The 23,790-nt window shown below is 53.8% G+C and carries 26 protein-coding genes and 1 tRNA gene; 13 read left to right on the top strand and 14 right to left on the bottom strand.

The features are described from left to right. Positions 1–156 precede the first annotated feature (156 nt). The 8 genes from C8D90_RS14600 to C8D90_RS14565 form a co-directional block, all read right to left on the bottom strand. Entirely contained in the window at positions 157–1,293 is a 1,137-nt protein-coding gene (locus C8D90_RS14600; protein ID WP_115459184.1) for a fimbrial protein, read from the bottom strand. Between the two features lie 303 nt (positions 1,294–1,596). Then, positions 1,597–2,136: a fimbrial protein gene (locus C8D90_RS14595; protein ID WP_115459183.1), complete on the bottom strand. Its 540-nt coding sequence runs from the start codon at positions 2,134–2,136 to the stop codon at positions 1,597–1,599. Between the two features lie 11 nt (positions 2,137–2,147). Continuing rightward, positions 2,148–2,687, bottom strand: coding sequence for a fimbrial protein (locus C8D90_RS14590; RefSeq protein ID WP_115459182.1), 540 nt, complete (start codon positions 2,685–2,687; stop codon positions 2,148–2,150). Positions 2,688–2,745: 58 nt separating this feature from the next. Next, complete coding sequence (locus tag C8D90_RS14585) at positions 2,746–3,912, bottom strand: fimbrial protein (protein ID WP_115459181.1); 1,167 nt, start codon at positions 3,910–3,912, stop codon at positions 2,746–2,748. 18 nt (positions 3,913–3,930) lie between these two features. Further along, on the bottom strand, positions 3,931–6,528 hold the full coding sequence (locus tag C8D90_RS14580) for a fimbria/pilus outer membrane usher protein (protein ID WP_115459180.1): 2,598 nt from the start codon (positions 6,526–6,528) through the stop codon (positions 3,931–3,933). A gap of 135 nt (positions 6,529–6,663) precedes the next feature. After that, a complete protein-coding gene (locus tag C8D90_RS14575; protein ID WP_115459179.1) occupies positions 6,664–7,347 on the bottom strand; it encodes a fimbrial biogenesis chaperone in 684 nt (227 codons plus the stop codon). A gap of 99 nt (positions 7,348–7,446) precedes the next feature. Next, the gene (locus C8D90_RS14570) at positions 7,447–7,980 is read right to left on the bottom strand and encodes a fimbrial protein (protein WP_115459178.1); all 534 of its coding nucleotides are present in this window, start codon (positions 7,978–7,980) and stop codon (positions 7,447–7,449) included. Positions 7,981–8,478: 498 nt separating this feature from the next. Further along, positions 8,479–9,027 carry a tyrosine-type DNA invertase gene (locus C8D90_RS14565; protein WP_115459177.1) on the bottom strand — a complete coding sequence of 183 codons (549 nt, stop codon included), beginning with the start codon at positions 9,025–9,027 and terminating at the stop codon, positions 8,479–8,481. Between the two features lie 487 nt (positions 9,028–9,514). On the opposite strand from C8D90_RS14565, the gene C8D90_RS14560 reads away from it, so the two are divergent. Next, positions 9,515–10,156: a LuxR C-terminal-related transcriptional regulator gene (locus tag C8D90_RS14560; protein ID WP_115459176.1), complete on the top strand. Its 642-nt coding sequence runs from the start codon at positions 9,515–9,517 to the stop codon at positions 10,154–10,156. Next, positions 10,143–10,817, top strand: coding sequence for a response regulator transcription factor (locus C8D90_RS14555; protein ID WP_115459175.1), 675 nt, complete (start codon positions 10,143–10,145; stop codon positions 10,815–10,817). Before C8D90_RS14560 ends, C8D90_RS14555 begins: the two co-directional genes overlap by 14 nt. A gap of 138 nt (positions 10,818–10,955) precedes the next feature. Here the strand turns inward: C8D90_RS14555 and C8D90_RS14550 are convergent, their stop codons facing one another. Next, a complete protein-coding gene (locus tag C8D90_RS14550) occupies positions 10,956–11,900 on the bottom strand; it encodes a LysR family transcriptional regulator (RefSeq protein WP_162844407.1) in 945 nt (314 codons plus the stop codon). A gap of 170 nt (positions 11,901–12,070) precedes the next feature. Between C8D90_RS14550 and C8D90_RS14545 the strand changes: the two genes are divergently transcribed. Together C8D90_RS14545 and C8D90_RS21995 are read left to right on the top strand one after the other, a co-directional pair. Continuing rightward, positions 12,071–12,625, top strand: coding sequence for a tyrosine-type DNA invertase (locus tag C8D90_RS14545; RefSeq protein WP_115459173.1), 555 nt, complete (start codon positions 12,071–12,073; stop codon positions 12,623–12,625). A 60-nt stretch (positions 12,626–12,685) separates the two neighbouring features. Then, the gene (locus C8D90_RS21995; RefSeq protein WP_147291370.1) at positions 12,686–12,895 is read left to right on the top strand and encodes a hypothetical protein; all 210 of its coding nucleotides are present in this window, start codon (positions 12,686–12,688) and stop codon (positions 12,893–12,895) included. A 40-nt stretch (positions 12,896–12,935) separates the two neighbouring features. On the opposite strand, the gene C8D90_RS14540 is transcribed toward C8D90_RS21995, so the two are convergent. Next, a tRNA-Arg gene (locus tag C8D90_RS14540) sits at positions 12,936–13,012 on the bottom strand. 487 nt (positions 13,013–13,499) lie between these two features. On the opposite strand from C8D90_RS14540, the gene folD reads away from it, so the two are divergent. Next, positions 13,500–14,357, top strand: coding sequence for a bifunctional methylenetetrahydrofolate dehydrogenase/methenyltetrahydrofolate cyclohydrolase FolD (folD, locus tag C8D90_RS14535; RefSeq protein WP_115459172.1), 858 nt, complete (start codon positions 13,500–13,502; stop codon positions 14,355–14,357). A gap of 10 nt (positions 14,358–14,367) precedes the next feature. After that, positions 14,368–14,580, top strand: coding sequence for a ribosome-associated protein YbcJ (gene ybcJ / locus C8D90_RS14530; RefSeq protein WP_115459171.1), 213 nt, complete (start codon positions 14,368–14,370; stop codon positions 14,578–14,580). Between the two features lie 78 nt (positions 14,581–14,658). Here the strand turns inward: ybcJ and cysS are convergent, their stop codons facing one another. Continuing rightward, positions 14,659–16,044 (bottom strand): cysteine--tRNA ligase, encoded by a 1,386-nt coding sequence (gene cysS, locus C8D90_RS14525; RefSeq protein WP_115459170.1) that lies wholly within the window; start codon positions 16,042–16,044, stop codon positions 14,659–14,661. A 219-nt stretch (positions 16,045–16,263) separates the two neighbouring features. On the opposite strand from cysS, the gene ppiB reads away from it, so the two are divergent. Together ppiB and C8D90_RS14515 are read left to right on the top strand one after the other, a co-directional pair. Beyond that, positions 16,264–16,758: a peptidylprolyl isomerase B gene (gene ppiB / locus C8D90_RS14520; protein WP_115459169.1), complete on the top strand. Its 495-nt coding sequence runs from the start codon at positions 16,264–16,266 to the stop codon at positions 16,756–16,758. Between the two features lie 8 nt (positions 16,759–16,766). Next, positions 16,767–17,495, top strand: coding sequence for a UDP-2,3-diacylglucosamine diphosphatase (locus C8D90_RS14515; RefSeq protein ID WP_115459168.1), 729 nt, complete (start codon positions 16,767–16,769; stop codon positions 17,493–17,495). Between the two features lie 2 nt (positions 17,496–17,497). Here the strand turns inward: C8D90_RS14515 and miaE are convergent, their stop codons facing one another. After that, positions 17,498–18,109 carry a tRNA-(ms[2]io[6]A)-hydroxylase gene (gene miaE / locus C8D90_RS14510; protein WP_115459167.1) on the bottom strand — a complete coding sequence of 204 codons (612 nt, stop codon included), beginning with the start codon at positions 18,107–18,109 and terminating at the stop codon, positions 17,498–17,500. Positions 18,110–18,342: 233 nt separating this feature from the next. Between miaE and C8D90_RS14505 the strand changes: the two genes are divergently transcribed. From C8D90_RS14505 to C8D90_RS14485, 5 genes are all read left to right on the top strand, one after another. Beyond that, on the top strand, positions 18,343–18,882 hold the full coding sequence (locus tag C8D90_RS14505; RefSeq protein ID WP_115459166.1) for a type IV secretion protein Rhs: 540 nt from the start codon (positions 18,343–18,345) through the stop codon (positions 18,880–18,882). A 2-nt stretch (positions 18,883–18,884) separates the two neighbouring features. After that, complete coding sequence (locus tag C8D90_RS14500; protein ID WP_115459165.1) at positions 18,885–19,301, top strand: putative T6SS immunity periplasmic lipoprotein; 417 nt, start codon at positions 18,885–18,887, stop codon at positions 19,299–19,301. A gap of 261 nt (positions 19,302–19,562) precedes the next feature. After that, positions 19,563–20,072 carry a 5-(carboxyamino)imidazole ribonucleotide mutase gene (purE, locus tag C8D90_RS14495; RefSeq protein ID WP_115459164.1) on the top strand — a complete coding sequence of 170 codons (510 nt, stop codon included), beginning with the start codon at positions 19,563–19,565 and terminating at the stop codon, positions 20,070–20,072. Next, entirely contained in the window at positions 20,069–21,142 is a 1,074-nt protein-coding gene (purK, locus tag C8D90_RS14490; RefSeq protein ID WP_115459163.1) for a 5-(carboxyamino)imidazole ribonucleotide synthase, read from the top strand. The genes purE and purK overlap by 4 nt, the downstream gene beginning before the upstream one ends. A gap of 111 nt (positions 21,143–21,253) precedes the next feature. Continuing rightward, positions 21,254–21,781 carry a metal-dependent hydrolase gene (locus C8D90_RS14485; RefSeq protein ID WP_115459162.1) on the top strand — a complete coding sequence of 176 codons (528 nt, stop codon included), beginning with the start codon at positions 21,254–21,256 and terminating at the stop codon, positions 21,779–21,781. 3 nt (positions 21,782–21,784) lie between these two features. On the opposite strand, the gene C8D90_RS14480 is transcribed toward C8D90_RS14485, so the two are convergent. Then, on the bottom strand, positions 21,785–22,705 hold the full coding sequence (locus C8D90_RS14480) for an NAD(+)/NADH kinase (RefSeq protein WP_115459161.1): 921 nt from the start codon (positions 22,703–22,705) through the stop codon (positions 21,785–21,787). Between the two features lies 1 nt (position 22,706). Then, a complete protein-coding gene (locus tag C8D90_RS14475; RefSeq protein ID WP_162844406.1) occupies positions 22,707–23,717 on the bottom strand; it encodes an SPFH domain-containing protein in 1,011 nt (336 codons plus the stop codon). Positions 23,718–23,790: the final 73 nt, after the last annotated feature.

Here is a 23,790-nt window from a genome sequence, read left to right as displayed (position 1 = left end):
GAGAAGAAGGGAAAGCATGGCGTTTAGTTGTAATAAATCAGCAGTGTCGCCGCAGCGTCCGCCTTACCTTCGGTGACGGTCGCCGCGATCTGGTAATAACGGGGTACTCAGCGGCATGGTGCTTTCCCCTTTGGGGATGGACACACGTGATCGCCGTTACTCATAATCAATGATTAACGTTGCTACTACGTTAGCCTCGCCTTCTGTCACCGTTGCCGCGGTTTGGTAATAACGGGCGCTCATCTTCACTTCATTTATGCCCTGTACCGCATTGGTAATGACCGCCGTTGCCGTGGTGGCATTGGGCGTCATTACCTTGCCCCCTGCCAGTATCTGAACCGCGACGCCAGTTGCATCGCCCTGGAGCTTGGACATAAGCGCTAGCGCGCTACTTTCGGTGCTGTCAGCCTTGCCACTCAGGGTCATACTCACCTTTACCGAGGGGTCGCAGTTAAAGCCCAGCGTAAACGGTTTTTCGGCCAGAACCGTGCCTTTACCTTTAAAGTCGCTCACCCGTATTACGCCCAGGTTAACCGTCGCCGAAGGCGTCGTAACAACACACCCTTTGGTGACCAGGTACAAGCTTTTGGTGGTCAGCGTGGCGTAGCTTATGCCGAAAACCCCCGGGGTAGGCTCGCCAATCAAACTCACCTTGAGTAAATCCTCAGAGGTGGGATGACTTTTAGGAAATACCGTGCTGTAAGCACTGCGTAACATGCGCGCCGTGACAGGGACATACACCATTGTGCGATAAGGATTATTTGCGCTGGTGTTGGCCGGGGGGGTAATCACTGCCGTCGCATAATTTGCGTAGGGTGTACATTTCTTCCAGTCATCAAAAGCGATTTGCTGTCGGCAGATAGTGCTCTGCATCGTTAATTCGTAACTCACGGCCGAGGGGCTCATGCTCCATATTGAGTTATACGGCAGATAAGTCACGGTCTGACCAGACACCGTGTAATATTTATACGTATCAGTGCCGGTGGACGGAACGTTCAGTATCAAATAAGCCGGGCGGTTATTTTTGCATTCAACCGTAAAGGGGAGCGAACGGGATTGTTCCTGATATACCGTTCCTGCCGGGTCGGCCAGGCTAAATTTTACCCCCCCTCCCAGCACAGGTATCAGGCCTGTTGGCGACAGGGTGCAGGGCCCGTCTGCTGCTGCTGCCGGAGAAATATTAGCAACCCCTGCGGTAAGCAGGAGCGCAATGCACACCAACAGGCGATATATCCGTCCTTTGGATTGTTTATTCCCCCTGTTTGCATCATGCTGAAAAATAAATGCCATCATTGTTATTTACTCATTTTTATATTGTGTACAGAACAGAGCTATGTCTTCAATTTAATGATTCGCTCACGTTAATATTCGTCGTGGTTTGCATTATGCCAGGGTGAGGCATTCCCTCTCCCTGGCATAATGCAAACTACGGCTGACAAGTAAAATTCATCGGCACGGTGGCGCTCACCTGACCAAAACAGCGGTGTTTTACCGTGATGGGGTCATGTTCCGTCTTCATTTTCGTCCCGCTCCTTTTGATGATGTTAACCACCGGTACCGCGCAAGATGGTGCCGCAGTACCGGTGATGTCCGGCGCTATTGATAGGTAAAATTCACCAGCACGGTCGCCTTCACCTTACCCGCCCGGGCGCCGCCGTCCGGGGTGTAGAGGCGGGCGGCCAGCGGGAAGGTGACGGTTTTGGCCGTGCTGTCGACGTTTTTCTCCAGGGTGCTGCCGTTAGACAGCACGTTACTGAGGTTGCCGCGCTCGGCCATCTGCACCGCCACGTGGGTGGCGGCGGTGTCCGTTGGTTCGGCGTTGGCGAACAGCGTGTCGTTGACCCCATCCGGCGTGCCGGTAAAGGTAACGGTGCTTTTGGTGGTGCCGGTGGGGCAGTTGGTCAGCACCAGATCAAACTCCTGCCACTCGCCGGCCTGGTTGGCGTGCTGCAGTTGCACCCGCCCGGTAGAACCGAGGTCAACGTTCTGACCCGCGGCCAGCGTGGAGCCAACGGTACAGGCCGGGGCCACCAGCTTGCCGGAAAAGTTCAGGGTCGCGTCAGCCTGAGCACCGGTGCAGAGCAACAGAGTGAGCGCAGAGGCGGCCAGCAGGGAGACGGGGTTTATCTTTATCATCCTGGTCTTCCTTAGTTGTAGGTAAAGGACATGGTGACCACCGCAGCGATGGAGCCGGGGGTGGCGTTACGCGCCGGGCTAACAGCGCGGGCCTTAAGGGTAAAGGCGGCGCTGCGGTCACTCTTGATAGTGGCCCAGTGCTCCATGCCATTCCCCATAGGAGACTCTCCGTCCTGGGTTCTCAGTTCTACCTCCACGTTACCGGCATCGCCGGTATTGGCGTAGAGTGTCGGATGGCTGCCCGGCGTGCCGTGAAACGTGGCGATAACGGACTCCTTGCTGGAGGGGCAGTCTTTGAGATTGATGGTGAAATTCTTCCAGTCACTCTCTTTATCGCCGTAGTCTATGGCGTTAACCGCGCTGGTGAGGAGCTCCTGGCCGAGGTCGATGTTGATATCGCTGCCGCCCTCAACGACGCAGGGAGAGGCGATAATATTGCCGTTGACGTACAAGCTAATGGCGTCAGCCTGAACAAAAAACGGAGTCAATATCAGACCGCCCAGCAGGAGCCGCCGGTACTGCCGATAACAGAGTAATAAAATTGTACGCATGATATGTTCCTTAAAAATACGTGCGCAGCCAGCCCCATCCCGGGGGCCGGCGCATTAATCAGTTGTACCAGATGGTCAGTGTGGCTACGGCATTGGCCTTGCCTTCGGTCACCGTGGCGGCTGTTTGATAATAACGGGCGCTCATATTGAAGGAGTTAGCCCCCGTCGTCGTGCTATCAATCGTGGCAATTTTTGTGGTGCCGTTTGGCTTGATAACACTCCCGTTATGCAGTATTTGCACGGCCACGCCGGAAGCAAAATCGGCATGCCCCGATCCGATTAATTGAATCGCGTTGGAACTGGTCTGAGCGTCAGCAATACCTTCAAGCGTGACTGAAGCCTGGACACCGGCATCACAATTCAGACCGACAGAGAATGTTTTTTCCCCGACAGTGGTGCCTACCCCTTTAAATTGAGATAGCGGTATTGTACCCAGCGGGATATTTATATCGTTGCTATTAGGACGGCATCCTTTTGTCACAAAAACAGCTTTGTCCCGCAGGGAGAGTACTGCACCTGCATAGAAGAAGTAATTCCCGGGAACATCACCCTGCGATAACATCCCAAACTCTATTAACTGCCTCGAGTAAGAACCATTGCTGTCAAACCCTATCCCGCCACTAATACTGCCGAGATTACGCTCCACATTTTTAGTTACCGTTACCTGGACATTGGCGGTATAGGTGAAATACGTTTTCTTGTCTTTAGATGTTGGCGGAATCGTGTCCAACCGGGCTGAAGGGCACGGGGCGCTCCTTCCAAAACTGCTTTGTGTGCAGATCCCGGCATTATATTCAGGAAGCAGTTTTGCCACGACATAAATACCGGTGGGTTTCGCCAGCCCGCGATATCCATCACCGACGTAAAGCTCTGCGGTAACGGTATCACCACTGACGACCGCATTACCGGCGTAATATCCGGAAGGATTCGTGCGTGCAATAAAATAGTTTGGGTCAGATTCATAGGCCCCTGTGCATGTCACATACGTGGGCAGCGATAAAGTTCTGTTCACATAGACAGTGCCAACCGGATCGCTGGGACTAATCTTTATGCTTCCTGACAGAAGGTTATACTCTGTTCTGCCTGGGGTGGTACAAGCAGCCATAGTGGTGTGATAAACCCCGCTCAGGGCCAGCAGCGCCAGGGCGGCGAATATAACACGCAACTGACGCCGGATATTTCCGACTGCTTTTAATCCGTTTATTCTTTCATTTAATCTGGACATGATAAATTCCCTCTCGCCTTACCGGCACTGCGCCGTCAGCTGATTAATACCGCTCTGCGCCTTGCTCTCCGGCAGGCTGTAGCTCACGCTGCAACGCTCCGTGCTGCCGTTGCCCCACTGCACCGTCAGCGTGCCGCTCTGACCCAGGCCCGTCAGGTAGACCTGACCACCGTCGCCCACGATAAAGCCCTGCGTGTTCTTGCTGCCGCTTTCGCTTACCGTCGCCCCGAACGGCACCGGTTTGCCATTGGCCTGCGTCAGCACCATCAATATCCGGTTGCCGATGCTGGTCTGGTAGTTTGCTTTCACCACCGCGCCACGCGTCGGGATTACCGTCTGGGTCGTTATGCCGATTTCCGCATCCTCGCCCAGCGTTTCCGGGTCCAGGTTAATGTCGTTTTTGCGGAACGGGCTGGCGTACGGCATCACCGTGTAGCCACGCCAGTCTGTTTTCACCCCGGTCTGCCCGGTGATGGCAACGCCTTTGGCGCCCGGTGCGGCAACCAGCGCCACCGTCTCGCCCATCGGTTGCGACAGCGTGATGCCGTCTTCATGCACCAGCACACCGCCCTGCACGCCGTAGTTCAGGCGCTGACTGTATTGGTCATAGCCATAACCCCCGGTGACTTCGCCGTAAGTCGCGCGCCAGTCCAGGTTGACGTTGCCGTTGTTGCCCTGCCCTTTGGTGCCGTAGCCTTCCAGCACGCTCCAGCTCAGGCTGTCGTCGCTCAGCGTCGTACCGCTGATCGCCGCACTGTGGCTGGTGTTGCCGTTCTTGCTGCTGTTCATGTTGTAGCTGACGTAGGTCGGCTTGCCGAACAGTTTATCAATCGGGATGCTGAGGTTGAGCGAGAACAGTTGATCGCGGCTGTACACCTTGCTGCTGCTGCCGCCGCCGGTAGAGCCGGTCGCGTATGAGTTCAGGTTATAGGTGTAGCTCAGTCCATAGCTGATGCCGGCAAACGAGTTGTTGTAGCTCGCGCCGTAGGACTCCATGGTCTGGCTGCTGTTCCAGTAATCCTCACGCACCGCGCTCAGGGCCAGCGAACCGCCCAGTTTGCCCAGGCTCTGGGTGAGTGACATTTCCGCACGGTTACGGCGGCGTTCCTGCAACGGGTAGCTGTGGTTGTCGCGGTAGGTGTCCAGCACCTCCTGCATGCCCCAGTAGCCGCTGGTCGCATAGCGATAACCGGCGATGGCGAAGTTGGTGCCGGTCTCGACGAAGTTCTTGCTGTAGCGGATACGCCACGACTGGCCGTTCTCACGCGCACTGTCCTGCTGGCGCGACCACGCCTGGGTGACATCGGCCGACACCGCGCCGAGCATCCCGAGGTTTTTACCCACGCCCAGCGACAGCGACTGATACTTGCTGGCGAACTGACCGCCGCCGTATAAAGTCATGCCGTGAGACAGGCCGTAAATAGCGGTGGCCTGGGTCAGCGGCGTCTGCTCGATACTGCTGTCATAGGCACGGTAGACACCGGAGGTCACGCTGTACTTAAGGCGGCCCTCACGCTGCATCACCGGAACCGACGCATACGGAATGACCATGTTCTGTTCGCTGCCGTCGGACTCTTTGATATTGACCTGCAGGTCACCGGAGCCGCCGGTGGGGTACATGTCAGTGATCTCAAAAGCGCCCGGCGCCACGTAGGTCTGGTAAATCACGTAGCCGTTCTGGCGGATAGTGACCTGGGCGTTGCTGCGGGCGATACCGCGCACGATCGGGGCGTAACCGCGCAAACTCTCAGGCAGCATGTCGTCGTCGGACGCCATCTGGGCGCCGCGGAACGGAATGCTGTCGAACACGTCGGACGGCGTGGTGCTGTCACCCAGCGTCAGCTGGCTTTTCAGGCTGACGATGTTGCGCTGGGCGTAGGTATAGACCGTGTCCCAGCTGCTGCTGGTCCGCGCACCCGGCGCTTTACTGCTGTTGCGGCTCCAGGTGGTGTAGTTGCGCAGCCGCCAGGGGCCGATGTTGATACCGGGGCGCAGGTTGACGAACTGGCTGTCGCTGTCATAACCCTTGCCGCTCTTGGCATAGTTATTGGCGCCGGATACGCTGTAGTTAAGCAGGACGGCGGGAATACCGTCATCCCACATTTTGGGGTCCACCCAGCCACGCGCGTTGCTTTTCACCGCCGACTGCGGAAAACTCAGCACCAGTTGCTGCTGCCCGAAACGAAAATCGGCGTCAGCCAGTTCGATGCTGGTGATATTGGCGCAGGCGTCGCCGGGCGCGCCCAGTTGCGGGTAGAAGTCGGTCTTGACGCCCCACTGCTTCAGGTCGGCCACAGGAATACAGGGTTGCAGGGTTTCCTTGCCCTTACCATCCTTCATCATGCGGAATTCAACGTCGCGGGTGTCCACTTTTTCGTTGTTGAGGAACACGTCAACCCGGTAAGTACCAGGTAACTGCCCCCCTTTCTCTTCAAACGCTGAAAGGTCAGCGCCGTTGCCGCCGCCGAGTTCCAGCAACGCGGGGTTAAAATAGTCGCGCGCCAGGGCATCGCTCATGACCATGCCCGGCAGGGTCAACTGGGCCGCGATAAAGCAGGCCAGGCGGTTTAGCCGCCAGCGCCGACTTCCGGGAGGCGTATTGTTCTTTATGCACATCCTTTATTACTCCGTATCCGGCAGGTCGTCCGATCAGGCTTGCTCTTTGCCCGATTCCGTTCCGCCCTGTGTCCTTGGGTTACGCATCCACGGGGACGCTGTTGCGGCAATACATCGTTATGAACCGGTTCCCTCTCAGGCTCCGTTTTTGTGTTCCGGCCCGACGCCGCCGTAATCGTTAATCAGTTTCCATGTCACCTGCCCGGACGCGCCGTTCGGTACGTTGAACGTGGCTTGTCCCTGCGGGGCGACGAAGGTGGCATCCTTGATTTCACGTCCGCCAACCTTGATTTCACGGAAGTTCATATAGAACGGCGTGGGGTTGGTGACGGTGAGCTTGTTGCCGCTCTGAGACCAGGTCAGTTTCGAGGTCACTTCGCCCGGCGAACCTTTCAGCCCTTTGGGGCGGTAAATCAGCTTGATACGGGTCTTGACCGCAATCTGCAGCGTATTGGCGCCGTCTTCCGTTTTCGGTGCGGACGGAATAGACTTGATGTTCAGCCAATAGAGACTTTCCCGATCTTCGGGCAGGTTGCCGCCGGTACGTACGATACGCAGCACGTTCTGCTGGCCGGCTTCAAGGCGGAACAAAGGGGGCGTGACGATAAAGGGGGCTTTCTCAGCGCCACCATTTTGCGTCTCCGCCCAGGACTGGATGAGATAGGGCAGCTTGTCCGAGTTGTTGACGCTCAGAGAAGACTCCTTCTTGCCGCCGTCATAGATAAGACGGGTACCGCCGACGACAACGCCGCCGCTGGCCTGGGCAACGCCGCAAACCAGCATCAGGGCAGCGGGAAGGGTTTTGAGCCAGGTGTTCATAATATGGCGTACTCCGGATAAAAAAGGCGGGCTGGGCCTAAGCCCAGCCCGTAATCACATCACATCCTGCATATCGCCCCACAGGGCGAGATGGGAGGATTAGTTGTAAACGATGGTGAAGTTGCTGGTAGAGTTAGCCAGACCTGACGTTACCGTTGCAGAAGTTGCATAGTAACGGGCAACGAAATCCAGGTTGTTGGCGCCCTGAGCCAGCGTGTAAGCAGAAGAAGCGGTGTGCAACGGTACTGCTACGTTCTGCTTGTCCATGATCTGAATGCCTACGCCGCTAGCGGTCGTTTCGTCTTCACCAGTCGCCTGAGTCAGAGCCAGAACAGAGCTGACGTTGGTGTCAGCTACGCCGTCGAACTTCACAGAAGCAGAAGTCACGGACTCCGGGCAGTTAGTCAGTGCGATAGTGAACTTGGTCGGAGCTGCAGTAGAACCCGCACCGGTGAACGCCGTACGGGCAACTTTGCCCAGAGTAACGGTCAGCGGATTGGTAACGCTGTTGGTTACGGTGCACGCGTTGTCAGTGATTTCGCCAACGAAGTTGATTTTTCCATCATCAGCAGAAGCCACGGAGGCAGACATAGCACCAGCAATCAGAGCAGCAACAATCAGATTCTTTTTCATACAAAAACTTCCTTAAATAAATGCGTAGCTACGCATAAACATTCCATTGGCGACCGAACTGTTCCTCAGTCGGCGATGCCATTCCATTTTGGGTTTGGTCTGGGTACAAAATGAGCGGGAAACCGTTCATAATGTCCCAATATGTCCGGTTTAGTGATTTACTCTACTAAAATGAGTTTTCCATTATGTAAATCTGGCAACTTGTTTTATCCATAAACAAAAATAGGTTGTTTTGACTACCGAACTTTCTGGTTATTGGTTATGAAAAAGAAAGTTGATTGTTATCAAAATGAAAGTTATTGGTAAATATAAAGGGGGTGTTAAAGAAAGGAGAGTTTTTACTACGTTGATTTTGTTAATAAAAAAGAATTTCTTTTTCTGAAAAAAAGGCGCTGTTGACAACGGAAATGGGGGCAAGTAACATCTCGAACAGTTTGGGACAATATGTCCGTAGAGTTACAAGTTTTTACACTCCCGCCAAAGCAGTTTTTCCGTTAATTACCAGGCTCTAAGGAATCGTTGCGGATTTGCAGCGGTATATAGCACCGTATGCTGAATATTGCGGTGCCCCAGGTAGTCCTGAATCAACCGCGTGTCCATTCCTCTGTCAGCCAGCGCAAAACCGCAGGCATGGCGAAGCATATGAGGATGTGCATCAACGGGAAGCCTGGCGCGCTGGCTGCAGTCCCGAAGTATTTCATAGATGCGCTGACGGGAAAGCCGGTTCCCTTTCTGCGATAAGAAAAGCCATTCGCTCGCCGCACACCGGTGTCGGGCACGGACATTCAGCCAGGCCTCCAATGCATTGCGTTCAAGCTCATAGAGAGGGTGAATGGTGGAGAGTCCATTCTTTAAACGCCGGATAAATATTCGGTTATTCAATAAATCAATATCAGAAAGACGCCAGCTGTTGATTTCACTCACCCGGCAACCATGAATGAAACACATCCAGATAAGACAAGTATCCCGCTCCGGAAACGTCCCCTCCCTGGCGGCATTCAGAAGTTGCTCAATTTCAGAGACGGTCAGATATTTTCGGTTGGACATAGGTACCTCTTATTAGTCATGTCATAGGGGGAATAACATCCCTATTTTTCCGTAATCTTTTGTGGTTCATCGAGGTTACGGCAACATTCCATTGATATTAATTATAAACACACATAGAAAAATTTAGAAAACAAATATTACCCTTCCATTGTGCATGGTTTTTATATGCCGAGTATTTTCCTAAGGAAAAATTAACGTCCATATATACCGTCCCATTATGTATATATGTAAACTTCATCCTATTGAATCATCACCTAACCCAATGTATTTAAAGCATAATATGTTTTTTCATAAAATGGTTCTCGTAATCTGAGACTATTCTCAACCAAGACTCTTCTGTACTCTCATTTCATCTTTTCGAGACTTATCTGTGATTATTAATTATGTCAGGGAGACATGCGTTACTACCCGTAACAGACAGCATGTTTTAGCTTTACATAATTATAATAACTTTCCGGAGAACACTGTTCAGTTGGTTGATACACATATGAATAACTTAAATCCCTTTAAATTTACATCGGAAAAACTTCCGGCCAGATTAAACGTTCTCGTTTATGAGCCAAATGTCATTGCGCATATGGGAATAAACCATATGCTGGCATCATTAGATAGCATTACTTTATATCAGCATTCGATAAATGACTTATCTTCTGTCGCCTCTGATAGTTGCCAGTTTTCTGCCGATGTCATCTTTATTTCAACGGGCATTCATAATCATGAAGCGATCGCCGTTTTGCAGTTTTTGACCAGAAAACGAGAAAGCGGCAACGGAACGCCTGTGGTGATATGTTTGGGACAGGAGAACCCTTCCCTGGCGAATATGCTGTTCGCCTTTGGCGCAAATAACGTGCTTTCACCGGATGTCTCTGAACAAAAGTTGCAGCACAGCCTGACCGATATATTCGCCGCAAAGAACACCGATATCCCTGTACCCCGACTGACATACCGGGAGTGCCAGGTAATTCAGCGACTGATGTCAGGTTATACCCTCACACAAATTGCTGCGCAAACACGCAGAAACGTACGTACCGTCAGCGCCCAAAAATGCAAGGCGCTGGCAAAATTAGATATGAACATGACCGGCGAACTGCAAATCCTGGCAGGAGAATTGAACAATGAACCGAGATGACAACATGACACAACCTTTGCAGTTACTGATCATACACCCACGGCCTGTTATGCAACTGGGCTTCCGCCATCTTTTATCATTGCTGCAGCTAAAAATGGAGGTTTATTGCCAGGCGGCATCACCGAAAAATATGCTGGAACATCCTGAGATTGATTATGCTGATGCCATTATTACGGAGCTTGATGGTCAGGACGAATGTATCAGCGCGAATATTAACTTATTGATGTTATTACAGCAGCGCTGGCCGCAACGTCCGCTGATCATATTAACAGATATCACCGATCGTTCTGTCTTACGGCAATTATTGAATGATAGTGCAACGTCCGTCATTTCCCTGCGGGAAACCCGGCAAAACTGCATTCATCTGGTGGCGACAGCATTACAGGGAACACGGGTGATAAGCCCTCTGATAGAGCAGCATCTACACCGGGAAACACGAAAAGTGGCTTCGTTAAACGCCATACTCAGTAAAGCAGAGTTGCATGTGCTGAAAAAACTCCAGGCAGGATACGGCGTTAGCCAGATCGCTGGGCAACTGTGCCGGAGCGTAAAAACAATCAGCACGCATAAGCGGCACATCATGGACAAACTCAGCGTCACATCTGAAGTAGATCTATTTGCTGCGATAAATCGCTGTCTATCTCTGGAACAAAGGAAATAAATTTTCCCGCAGCGCGCGCGTTATGAGCAAGGGAAGTCATATCAACGCTAAAAATGATCGGCATTCTCTGTCACAGCATTGACCAGAGAAAAGAATCTGGCCTTACTGATTAGGCCTGCGTTATAGATCATCGGTTATCTATATTGCGTTTCCCCCATAGTGATAAGTTTCTTTATGCGATGAAACCAATTGAATAAACGAATCAATAATTTTTTTCAGCATCGGATCATTTTTTTTGGAACGATGAACATGTGCACAGAGTTTATGCTCTCCTGAAACGGGAAAATCAGGCTCCAGTATTTGCAGGCCAAATCTGTCGCATATCCATGGCGCAATTGACGATGGCACAAAGGTAATGAGATTTTGCTGTGAGACTAACATAATCATAGTCAGCGCTGCTGAATAGCGATAGTTCCTGGCCAGCAGAAAGTCTTCATTATACGTGAAGGTGGGTATTTCAATACCCAAATTTTCATCGGGAGGAATTAATCCGGCAATTTTTTCTTTTTTATATTGCTCCAGACTGATTTTCCCCTGAAGGCGGGGATGTCCTTTGCGGCAGAGTACTTTTAAACCACAGCTATAAATTGGATAACTGAGATAAGCGCCACTCGTCGGAAGTGCAACGCCAAAGTCTATATCAACCTGTAGCCTTTTGACGCGTTCTATACGCTCTTCTAAATTATCCGGGTGCGTCAGCATATCCCAGTTAATATTGAGATCGTAGACATCTTGCGAAAAAAGGATATTGGATACAATGAGGTCAATAAGCGGTGCTGCAGAAACACGTAATTTTGGTAACTCCTGGGAAGAACCGGATAAAAGTTCGATGTTTTCTGCTTCTTCAAAAAGTTCCAGAGCAGGACGGAATTTTTTATATAGCTCCAGGGCTAACGCCGTCGGCAGCATTCCATTACCCTGCCGGAAAAACAAAGGATTGTTGTAGTGCTTACGCAATTTAGCCAGATTGGTACTGATCGTTGATGCATTGGTTTTAAGCCTGGAGGCGGCAAGGCTAACCGACCTGGTATCAATGACCTCACAGAGAGAACGGGCAAGGTTCAAGTCAATTTTATTATTCATATTAAAGCTATGCCTCATTTATTGCCGTTACTGCAATGCATTGATAATCATAAAATTCCATTTTTATCAAACGCTAACGTCGTAATTAATGCCTTATCAGAAACAAGAATGTCCGTATCATTCATTAACGTTTCTTACATTTAAGTCTTATTAGTGGAGCTTATTAAACTATGACTCAAAGAAAATATCTGACCGCACATGAAGTTGACGCCATGATTAGCGCCGTTCCACAAGGTACAAATTATTATCGCGATCGTTGTTTAATCATGATGTGCTACTACCACGGATTAAGAGCTACTGAATTATGTAGACTGAAAATGACAGATATTCAAGAAGACCACATTTATATAAACCGTATAAAAAGGGGGCTTTCTACAACGCATCCCCTGCAACGCCGTGAAATCGAAGCCATCCAATTATGGCTGGAGCACCGCAAAACCTGGCTTAACAGTGATATGCCCTGGCTTTTTCTTTCACAACATGGAAATCCCTTATCCAGAAAACAGCTTTATGACTTAATCAAAAAGCATGGAGCGGCTGCAAACCTGAGTATTAATGTTCATCCGCATATGCTTCGCCATGCCTGCGGTTTTGCGCTGGCCGATAAAGGAAAGGATACACGACTTATCCAGGATTATCTCGGACACCGCAATATTCAGCACACGGTGCTCTATACCGCAACGAACGTGGCCCGCTTTAAGAGTATTTCTTTCGAAGGTGATTAGTCTGAACCAGAAAAAACCGCACCAGATGCTAAATAAAATTACGCTTAAGCGGAAACACAGATGAATATATCAGAATCTACTGATTTAATATCAGAAAAAGATACCGCTGGTTTAAGGTTTATTTATTATACCAGCGCACGTTTGGGCCGTTCCGGTTTTTATACCACGCCGAATAGCCCCATAATCTTACCGGGCACGCCCGTAAAATTGATACCTTCTTTAAAGGCAACGACACAAAAACGACACAAGAAGAAAATCCGGCTGGGTTGAGAAGCGCATAACGCACAGACATAACACATTGATAATGTAATGGCACGCCCTGTAGGATTCGAACCTACGACCTACGGCTTAGAAGGCCGTTGCTCTATCCAACTGAGCTAAGGGCGCAAAGAGGAAAGTCTTTGGACAGTAAACTGCACAAACGCATGGGATTATACGGTCAGCGCCCACTGAGTCAATGCATTTTCACCCGTGCTGTTCCCTTTGGGCGTCTGTCCGGTCACTCTTTATCCACTCCTTCCTCCGGCGCGCTTTCCGGATGAAAAATCAGTGAAATACGTTGCCTCCGGCGTTGAAAAAACATCGCCGGATGCGGCGCTGGCATCCTCCCTTTCAGGCCCCCATTCCGCCTGATCAGCTGAAAACATCCTCACCAACGTACGAAAAAGACATATAAAGAAGAAGCCGAAAGCATAAAACCGACGGTTAACACATCACGGGGCGTTCCCGCGCCTCAACCGCGCACGCTCCCGCCGGCCCTGGAGGTAATCGTTTGCCTGCCGATATGCGGCGTAAAAATTCTTTGCCTGACAGCGCCGCTCTCATCTGACACAATAGGCACCCTCGCAGGCTAATTCGACGGACCTTCTCACCCATGGTAGCAAAGATTATTGATGGCAAAATGATTGCGCAGCAAGTCAGAAATGAAGTGGCTGCGCGGGTTCAGCAACGTTTGGCGGAAGGTAAGCGCGCCCCCGGCCTGGCGGTGGTGCTGGTGGGTGAAAACCCGGCTTCACAAATTTATGTCGGCAGCAAGCGTCGCGCCTGCGAAGAGGTCGGCTTTATTTCCGAATCCTATGATTTACCCGACTCCACCAGCGAAGCCCAGTTGCTTTCCCTGATTGACGATTTGAATAATAACCCCTCCATTGACGGCATCCTGGTGCAGTTGCCGCTGCCGGCCGGTATTGATAACGTCAAGGTGCTTGAACGCATCAGCCCCGACAAAGACGTTGACGGCTTCCACCCTTACAACGTCGGCCGCCTGTGCCAGCGCGCGCCGAAGCTGCGCCCCTGCACGCCGCGCGGCATCATGACGCTGCTGGAACGCTACGAAATCGAAACCTACGGGCAAAACGCCGTCGTGGTCGGTGCCTCTAACATCGTCGGCCGCCCGATGGCGATGGAATTTTTGCTGGCCGGATGCACCACCACCGTCACCCACCGCTTCACCCAGGATTTACGCCATCACGTGGAAGGTGCCGATCTGCTGGTCGTCGCGGTCGGCAAGCCGGGCTTTATTCCCGGTGAATGGATCAAACCCGGCGCGGTCGTCATTGATGTCGGCATCAACCGTCTGGAAAGCGGCAAAGTGGTCGGCGATGTCGAGTTCGACAGCGCATCACAACGCGCTTCCTGGATTACCCCGGTTCCCGGCGGCGTCGGTCCGATGACCGTTGCCACCCTGATCCAAAACACGCTGCAGGCGTGCGAAGAATATCACGACGCTTAAGGAGTCTTTGTTGGACATCTTTCATTTAGATAAACATCCCCATGTCGAACTGTGCGACCTGCTGAAACTGCAGGGGTGGAGCGAAAGCGGCGCGCAGGCGAAAAACGAAATCGCCGATGGGCACGTCAGCGTCGACGGCCAGGTTGAAACCCGCAAGCGCTGTAAAATCACCGACGGGCAGCGCGTGACGTTTGCCGGGCAAACGGTGCTCGTTAAGGCCTGATGCAGACCGCTTAAGCCAGCGCCAATAAAAAAGCCGGGCATGTAATATGCACCGGCTTTTTTCATCACGAAAGCGTCGTTATTTTCTGCGCCAAATGGTGCCCTGCGCTCCGTCTTCCAGCACGATCCCCATCTCGGTCAGCTTATTGCGCGCGGCATCCGCCTGCGGCCAGTCTTTGGCGGCGCGGGCGTCATTGCGTTGCTTAATCAGCGCCTCAATCGTCGCCACTTCATCCGCGTCCGTCTGCGCCCCGCTCTTCAGGAAGGCTTCCGGGTCCTGCTCCAACAGCCCCAGCACGCCGGCCAGCTTACGCAGCTCCGCCGCCATGGCGTTGGCGGCGCCCATATCTTCCGCCTTCAGCCGGTTCACCTCACGCGCCAGGTCAAACAGCACGGAATACGCCTCCGGCGTATTGAAGTCGTCGTCCATCGCCTCACGGAAACGCGCGTCAAACGCGTCACCGCCCGCCGGCTGAGCAGCCGGATCGGTGCCGCGTAGCGCGGTATATAAACGCTCCATCGCTGCCCTGGCCTGCTTCAGGTTCTCTTCGCTGTAGTTCAGCTGGCTGCGATAGTGACCGGACATCAGAAAATAACGCACGGTTTCTGCGTCGTAATGCGCCAGCACGTCGCGGATGGTGAAGAAGTTGCCCAGTGACTTGGACATCTTCTCTTTATCAATCATCACCATGCCGGAATGCATCCAGTAATTCACATACGGGCCGTCATGCGCGCAGCTGGACTGGGCAATCTCATTCTCATGATGCGGGAACATCAGATCGGAACCGCCGCCGTGAATATCAAAGTGCGTGCCGAGCTGCTTGCAGTTCATCGCGGAGCACTCAATGTGCCAGCCCGGACGCCCTGCGCCCCACGGCGAGGACCAGCTCGGCTCGCCCGGTTTGGACATTTTCCACAGCACGAAGTCCATCGGGTTACGCTTCACGTCGGCAATTTCCACGCGCGCGCCGGCCTGAAGCTGCTCCAGGTCCTGGCGCGACAGCAGGCCGTAATCCGAATCGGTATCAACGGCGAACATCACGTCGCCATTGTCGGCCACATAGGCATGATCGCGCGCCAGCAGTTGCTCCACGATCTCAATAATTTCGGCGATATGGTGCGTGGCGCGCGGTTCTACGTCGGGACGCGCGATGTTCAGCGCATCGAAATCTTTATGCATTTCGGCCAACATGCGCTCGGTCAGGCTGTCGCAGGTTTCGTTGTTTTCCGCCGCACGCTTGATGATTTTGTCATCCACATCGGTAACGTTGCGCACGTATTTCAGGTTATACCCCAGGTAGCGCAGGTAGCGTGACACCACGTCAAAGGCAACGAAGGTGCGTCCATGGCCGATGTGACACAGATCGTAAATGGTTACCCCGCACACGTACATACCGACTTCCCCGGCATGAATAGGTCTGAATTCTTCTTTTTGGCGACTGAGTGTGTTGAAAATCTTTAGCATCGGGCTTTCCGTAATAATGACAGGATCTGTGAGTGTGAAATTACGCGTGGTTATAATATATCGGGATCCGGTGGGAAATGAACCCCGATGCTTCCGGCTTTCTGAAAATACCCCCATTTTTTCCCGGTCAACCCCGTTGCCGCCATAAACAGATGTCAGCCGCCGCGGCTTCGGCTACAATCGCCATTCGTGTTTTTTACCGCAAACAGGATCACAAATATGGTTACTTTTCACACCAACCACGGCGATATCGTCATCAAAACCTTCGATGAAAAGGCTCCGGCCACCGTTGCCAATTTCCTGGACTACTGCCGCGAAGGCTTCTACGACAACACGATTTTTCACCGCGTGATTAACGGCTTTATGATTCAGGGCGGCGGCTTTGAACCGGGTATGAAACAGAAAGACACCAAGTCGCCGATCAAAAACGAAGCCAACAACGGCCTGAAAAACACCCGTGGCACGCTGTCGATGGCTCGCACTAACGATCCGCATTCCGCCACCGCGCAGTTCTTCATCAACGTCGTCGACAACGATTTTCTGAACTTCCGCTCCGAGCGCCCGGACGGCTGGGGCTATGCCGTATTCGCCGAAGTGGTCGAAGGTATGGACGTCGTCGACAAGATTAAAGGTGTCGCCACCGGCAATAAAGGCATGCATCAGGACGTGCCGCGCGAAGACGTGATCATCACAAGCGTAACCGTCAGCGAATAACGGCGCGCATGGCAACGCTGTTTATCGCAGATTTGCATCTCAGCGCTCAGGAACCGGCGATCACCGCCGGTTTTCTGCATTTTTTGCAGCAGGAAGAAACCCGCGGCGCCGATGCCCTGTACATTCTGGGCGACTTCTTCGAATACTGGATCGGCGATGACGACCCAGACCCACTGCACCAACAAATTGCCGACGCCCTGAAAGCGCTCGCCGACCACGACGTGCCCTGCTTTTTCATCCACGGCAACCGTGATTTTTTGCTGGGTAAGCGTTTCGCCGCCCGCTGCGGCATGACCCTGCTGCCGCAGGAGCAGGTTCTGACGCTATACGGCCACAAAGTGTTGATTTTGCACGGCGACACCCTGTGCAGCGACGACACGGAATACCAACGCTACCGGCGCCGGGTGCATAACCCGCTGATCCAACGAATTTTCCTGTGGCTGCCGCTGAAGCTCAGGCTCAAAATCGCCGACAATATGCGCCGGCGCAGCCAGTCGGGCAACGCCGGCAAAGACGAATCCATCATGGACGTAACGCCGAAAACGGTGGAGGCGGAGATGATGAAGCACCGCGTACGCTGGATGATTCACGGCCACACCCACCGCCCGGCGATCCACCACTTCCCGCTGCCGGACGGCGAAACCGGCCACCGCGCGGTACTCGGCGCCTGGCACAGCGAAGGATCGATGATCCGGGTGACGAAAGACGCCGTCGAACTGGTTCGTTTCCCGTTCTGACCTTATGCCGGAATGCCGCTGTGAAAGCGGAACTGCTCATCCGGCGCTAAAATCAGCTCCGCCTCGATACGGCCGATTTCCGTAATTCGATCGTTGATATCCTTTCCGGCATACTGCCGCGCCAGGTTCAGGTAATCTGAATAGTGGCGCGCTTCGGAACGCAGCAGTGAAAGGTAAAAGCGGCGCAGTTCCTCATCCAGGCTGGGCGCGATTTTGGCGAAGCGCTCACAGGAGCGGGCCTCGATATACGCGCCGATAATCAGCTTATCCACCAGCAGTTCCGGCTCGGAATGACGCGCATGCTTGAGCAGCCCGGTGGCATAGCGTGACGCGCTCAGATAGACGTAAGGCACACTGCGTTTTTGCATCAGCTCAACCACCTGCTCGAAGTGGTGCAGCTCCTCACGCGCCAGGCGGGCGCAGCACACCAGCAGTTCGGCACGATCCAGATAGCGCGTCATCAGGCTCATCGCGGTCGCCGCAGCCTTCTTCTCACAGTTGGCGTGATCGATCAGCAAAACGTCCTGATTTTGCAGGGCGATGTTTACCCATTCATCCGGCGTTTCACAGTGAAGAAATTCGTAAATCGGGGCCAACAAAACCTGATGAGCCATGCTTCCGTTCCTTTGTATGGGCAATAACGCCAATTATACAAATCAGCGCCGTTTTTCCTACTCTCCCGGATCATTGACGCGTGATGTACCCGGCACGATCAAATACATAATTCCTTAACGGGTATATGACATTCATAGCTGGTAATTATTAAATTCCTGTAAGTCTTCTCTAGTTGACTTATTAGACCATAACAGAGATATATCCCTATTCTTCTGAACAGGGGGTCTCTGCAATGGAACAAGAAGTGAAAGAAGGTTTTAAACGCCCGCTAACCATTGGTGAAATAGCAATGGCCCGTTCGGTGTATGGTAATTCGATTGATTACAGACGAGTGGTTGTTCATTGTGATTCCTACTTCCCTTTTGGACTACAGGATCCGTTTTATGCCATGGCTCCAAACGGTGAACTATGGTACAGAAAAGACGGTTATCAATCTGATTTTTCAAGAGCAGATGTTAGCGATCAACACAGATTCATTCATGAGATGGGGCATGTCTGGCAACATCAAAAAGGCATGTGGGTAAGGACAAGGGGACTCTTCAGTAAATTTGTCGATTATAAATACAGACTTGATGAGAAGACATTATTAAAAGACTATAGGATGGAACAACAGGCTTCAATCATTGCTGATTACTGGTATTTAAGTAAATATGGCTATCCTGCCTGGCTAAGGGCAATCAACAAAGGTGTGAGATTCCAGGGAGTCACTGATAAAGACATTATCAGGAAATATGAATATACGCTCTCACAGTTTATCAGGCAAAGGAGGTAGCAATGAAAAGGATTTTATTGGTTAGCGCCTTAAGCTTCTGTCTCTGCGGTTGCGGATTCACACAAGACAGCAGGCAAATACCCTACCTAAGGGCATCTGTAACGACGGTTGCTGATAGCATTTGCGTCATGGTTAAACCAGAAGATGACGAGAAATTTGACACATTGCGCATTAGTGAAATAGGAAGTGAAAACAATAAATTAGAGAAATATGACCTTGCTGACGTTCCTGTTTCCCCAGATAAATGCGTTCCCAATTTGGATTACAGGTTTGAAGTTGGTAAATCGTACAATGTTGCTGTGATACTTGTGTCACCCGATAAGTATAAAAAAGGTCTTCAACCATCGGCCAGAATATTCAGAACATCTTTCACCATTATAGAAAAAAATGGAAAGTGGGCAGTTTCATCAGCCAACTGACTGTCCGAAGCAAAACAATTTCGCACCCATTCCACAATTCCTTTACTCAGCGCAATAATCAGAACCAGCCCGGATTTTGCCGGGGTAACTCGCAGAATCTGATGCCTGGGATGACATCCCGGGCCACAACGCCAATGCGCGCAATAAGCCGCATTTTTCCCGTTTTTCCAACCCGCGCAACCGTTTTCCTTGCCGCTGACACGTGATATGCTTGGCGCCCTCGTGTTAAACGCATAATCCCGTCACAGGAGCACACCATCCATGCCAGCCAATGCCGCGGAGGCGAAAGTCGCCATCGTCATGGGTTCCAAAAGCGATTGGGCCACCATGCAGTTCGCCGCCGACGTTCTTACCCAGCTTGAGGTTCCGTTTCATACCGAAGTGGTTTCCGCTCACCGCACGCCCGACAAGCTGTTCAGCTTTGCCGAGCAGGCCACAGATCGCGGCTTTGACGTGATTATTGCCGGCGCCGGCGGCGCGGCCCATCTGCCGGGTATGCTGGCGGCGAAAACCCTGGTGCCGGTGCTGGGTGTTCCGGTGCAAAGCGCAGCGCTGAGCGGCGTGGACAGCCTCTACTCCATCGTCCAGATGCCGCGCGGCATCCCGGTAGGGACGCTGGCAATCGGCAAGGCGGGCGCAGCGAACGCCGCCCTGCTGGCGGCGCAGATTCTCGCCCTGCACGACGGCGAACTGAACGCGCGCCTGGCCGCCTGGCGTCAGGCCCAGACTGATGAAGTGCTGAATCATCCGGACCCGAGGGAAGACGCATGAAGCCGGTTTGCGTGCTGGGTAACGGGCAACTGGGGCGTATGCTGCGTCAGGCAGGCGAACCGCTGGGCATTACGGTGTATCCCGTAGGGCCAGACGCCGATCCGCAGGCGGTGCCGTGGCGTCAGGCGGTTATCACCGCTGAAATAGAGCGCTGGCCGGAAACGGCGCTGACGCGCGAAATCGCCGGCCATAATGGCTTCGTTAACCGGGATATTTTCCCGCGTCTGGCCGACCGCCTGACGCAAAAACAACTGCTCGACGAGCTGGGCCTGGCAACCGCCCCATGGCAATTGCTGGCAAACGCCGGCGAGTGGCCCGGCGTATTCAGCCGCCTGGGCGAACTGGCGATCGTCAAACGCCGCACCGGCGGTTATGACGGCCGCGGTCAGTGGCGCATCCGCCCCGGCGGAGAGGGCGAATTGCCGGCGGACGCCTACGGCGAATGCATCGTGGAGCAAGGCATTAACTTCTCCGGCGAAGTGTCGCTGGTCGGCGCCCGCGCCCACGACGGACACTGCGTCTTCTACCCGCTGACGCATAACCTGCATGAAGAGGGCATCCTGCGCACCAGCGTGGCGTTCCCCCTTGCCGATCCCGGCCTGCAACAGCAGGCCGAAAGCATGCTCAGCGCCATCATGAACGCGCTGGGCTATGTCGGCGTAATGGCGATGGAATGCTTTATCGTCGGCGATCGCCTGTTGATCAACGAGCTGGCCCCGCGCGTACACAACAGCGGGCACTGGACGCAAAACGGCGCGTCCATCAGCCAGTTCGAACTGCACCTGCGCGCAGTGTTGGGCTTGGCGCTGCCCGTACCAGTGGTAAGCACGCCCTCAGTGATGGTAAACCTGATCGGCACCGACGTGAACTACGACTGGCTGAACGATGCGCTGGTGCATCTGCACTGGTACGAAAAGGAAGTCCGCCCGGCGCGTAAGGTCGGTCACCTGAACCTGACGCACCCGGATCGCGCGACGCTGACGCACTCCCTGTCCACCCTTGCCCCGCAGTTGCCGCCGGAGTACCAAAGCGGCATCCGCTGGGCGCAGGAACGGCTCAAAGCCTGCTGACTCTGCCGCGCTTCCCGCCCGCAGCGGCGGGAAGCGTAAAAACGCACTTCATTCTCCCTTCACAGAGCGTGCGTAGACTGCGCTCAGTTTTCACATGAGCCGGGATATTTCATGCCAACCGTTGTTACGCACGCCGCCGTTCCTCTCTGCCTCGGACTGGGCCTGGGGAGCAAAATCATTCCACCGCGCCTGTTACTGGCCGGGATCGCCTTCTCCGTATTGCCCGACGCCGACGTCGTCGCCTTTAAATTTGGCGTTGCTTACGGCAATGCCTTCGGCCATCGCGGCTTTACGCATTCCCTGTTATTCGCCTTTATGTTGCCGACGCTGGCGCTGTTGTTTCATCGTCAGTTAAAGGCCGGAATAGTGAGGATTTGGTCTTTTCTGTTGGTATCGCTGCTCTCGCACAGCCTGCTGGATTCGGTGACCACCGGCGGTAAAGGCGTCGGCTGGCTGTGGCCGTGGCGTGACGAGCGTTTCTTCGCGCCCTGGCAGGTGATTAAGGTCGCGCCGTTCCAGTTAAAGGCTTACCTGACGCCCGCCGGACACGCGGTGATTATTTCAGAGCTGCTGTGGGTCTGGTTGCCGGGCGTGCTCCTGATGCTGTTCCTGATCGCCTGGCGGCGTGCGCGGCGCTGAACCTCATACCACCAGCCGGCCCGTTTTGTCGCTGATGCGAATCTCCGCCACGGTGCCGGCAGTAAAATCGATAAAGTCGCTCTCGATGCCATCGGAAAAAATCACCCCGCGCTCCGCCATGCGTGACTGCAAGCGCAGCGGCGTTTGCGCATCCACCCGCCCGAATACCAGTGACGTGCCCGTCGTTTTGCTGGGAAACGGCTCCCGCACCGAGTAACAGAGAAAGTTGCTGTCCCACGCGAATCCGTCCTTCAGCTCCGGATGCGCTTCCTGCCCCGCCACGGCGGAGGCGCCGGTCAGAATACTGCGCAGCCAGCCGGTGGACCCCAGCCCGGTGCTGACAATCACCCCGCTGCTGCTCTGCTGCTCCTGGCGCGCGCCGGAATGCAGCGCGTAACGGGCGGAAGCGTGCCCCGCTGAACCGATAAACAGATCGTTGACCGCCAGCAACCGCTCCCCCCGGTTAGTACTCACTTGCGCCATAGTAATGGTTTTGGCGCGAAACCGGCTCTGCAACTGCCGGCGCAGCACGCCCGCCAAATCCTTCGGGGCGAATGGCAACAGCAGGCCGTCGAACGCACGCGGCAGCGGATTCACGGCAATTACCGGCTGTGCGTCAAGGTATTTCAGCGTGTTCGCCACCAGGCCGTCCTGCCCCGCCACGATGACGATATCGTCCGGCGCGAAGCGGTACGACGGCAACAGTTCGCGCTCCAGCGGCTGCACCCGCCCGACGGCGCGTGCCGTTTCCAGCACGCTTTCATAGGCGGCGCACAGTTGCAGATGCTCTTGCTCATAGTGCCCGAAGGATTCACCCAGGTGGCGCAGGTAAAACTCTGCCTGCCCGCGGGTGCCGTATTTGTGCAGCAACTCCTGATAGCGGGTACGGCGTGTCACCACCACCAGCTTGCGTTCCGTCAGCATGTTATCGGTCTCCCATCAGGGATTGCAGCAGGTCCGGGCTGATATTCAGGTTACCGATGCGGTTATCGCCGCGCGCCAGATTATCGAACGCCTGAGCGATCAGCTGTTCCGGCGTCATTTTGCCCATCGTCAGCGCTTTCAGCACCTCCGGGTCCACACTCTGGTACGCCTTCAGCTGTTGTTCAATGCCGTACGCCGTCGCGTCCGCCTGCGCCCGCAGATTATCGCTCTCCAGCCGGATCAGCTCGCCGCGTTGTTTCTCCGCCCCGATACTCGCCTGCAAACGTTCCTGATCCATCAGGAACTGCTTCTGCGCCACGCTGCGTTCAGCCTCAATGCGCGCTTCGTCGATCTCCTGTTTTTTGCGCTGAATCGCCACTTCGGTCGCCAGTTCTTTCTCCTTCACCGCTTTCTCCTGCTCAATACCTGACAGGCGGCGGACGTAAATGGCGTCATCGGACTCTTTCAGCAACTGCTCGCGCACCTCGGCCTCCAGCGCCCGCGAGGTTTCCGGCGACGGCGTGATGGCGGTGATCGCCACGTCCAGCACGCTGATCCCCAGCTTGGCGAGGGATTCCGACTCCGCCAGCCGTTCCAGCAAAAAGGCCATCAGCCCTGGTGCAGAAAGGAGCGCCTGACGCAGCCCCAACTGCTGCATATAGTCGCGGATCAACACCTGCGCGGTGCGCAGCACGCGATCTTCCAGCGACTGCGCATCGTCCGTCACGTATTTCCCTTTTTTGTCGATGGTGAAGTTCAGCATCTGCATCGCCTGCTCCGGCGCGCGGATGTGAAACGTCAGTTGCCCCTGCACGTTAATCGGCTGAAAGTCCGCCGATTGCAGGCTGAAAATGAACGGCAGCTCGCGGCTGGATACCGGCACCGCCGCCAGCGTTGAGCTCATGCCGAAGTAGTAGAAGCTGATCCCCACGCCCTCGCGGGTTTTCCGCCCTTTGCGAAACTCCACCAGGTAGGTGGAAGCATCTGCCTTAATGAAATTCAGTCCAAACATAACAACCTCCGGATTATTATTGTCCCTGTGACATTTATAATATTGTCCAAGAGACATTAATAGTCAATCACTG

The sequence above is a fragment of the Enterobacillus tribolii genome, from assembly GCF_003363015.1.
Classification (GTDB): domain Bacteria; phylum Pseudomonadota; class Gammaproteobacteria; order Enterobacterales; family Enterobacteriaceae; genus Enterobacillus; species Enterobacillus tribolii.
Note: the sequence above shows the minus strand (reverse complement) of the source record. Positions and strands in the feature narration are given on the sequence as shown.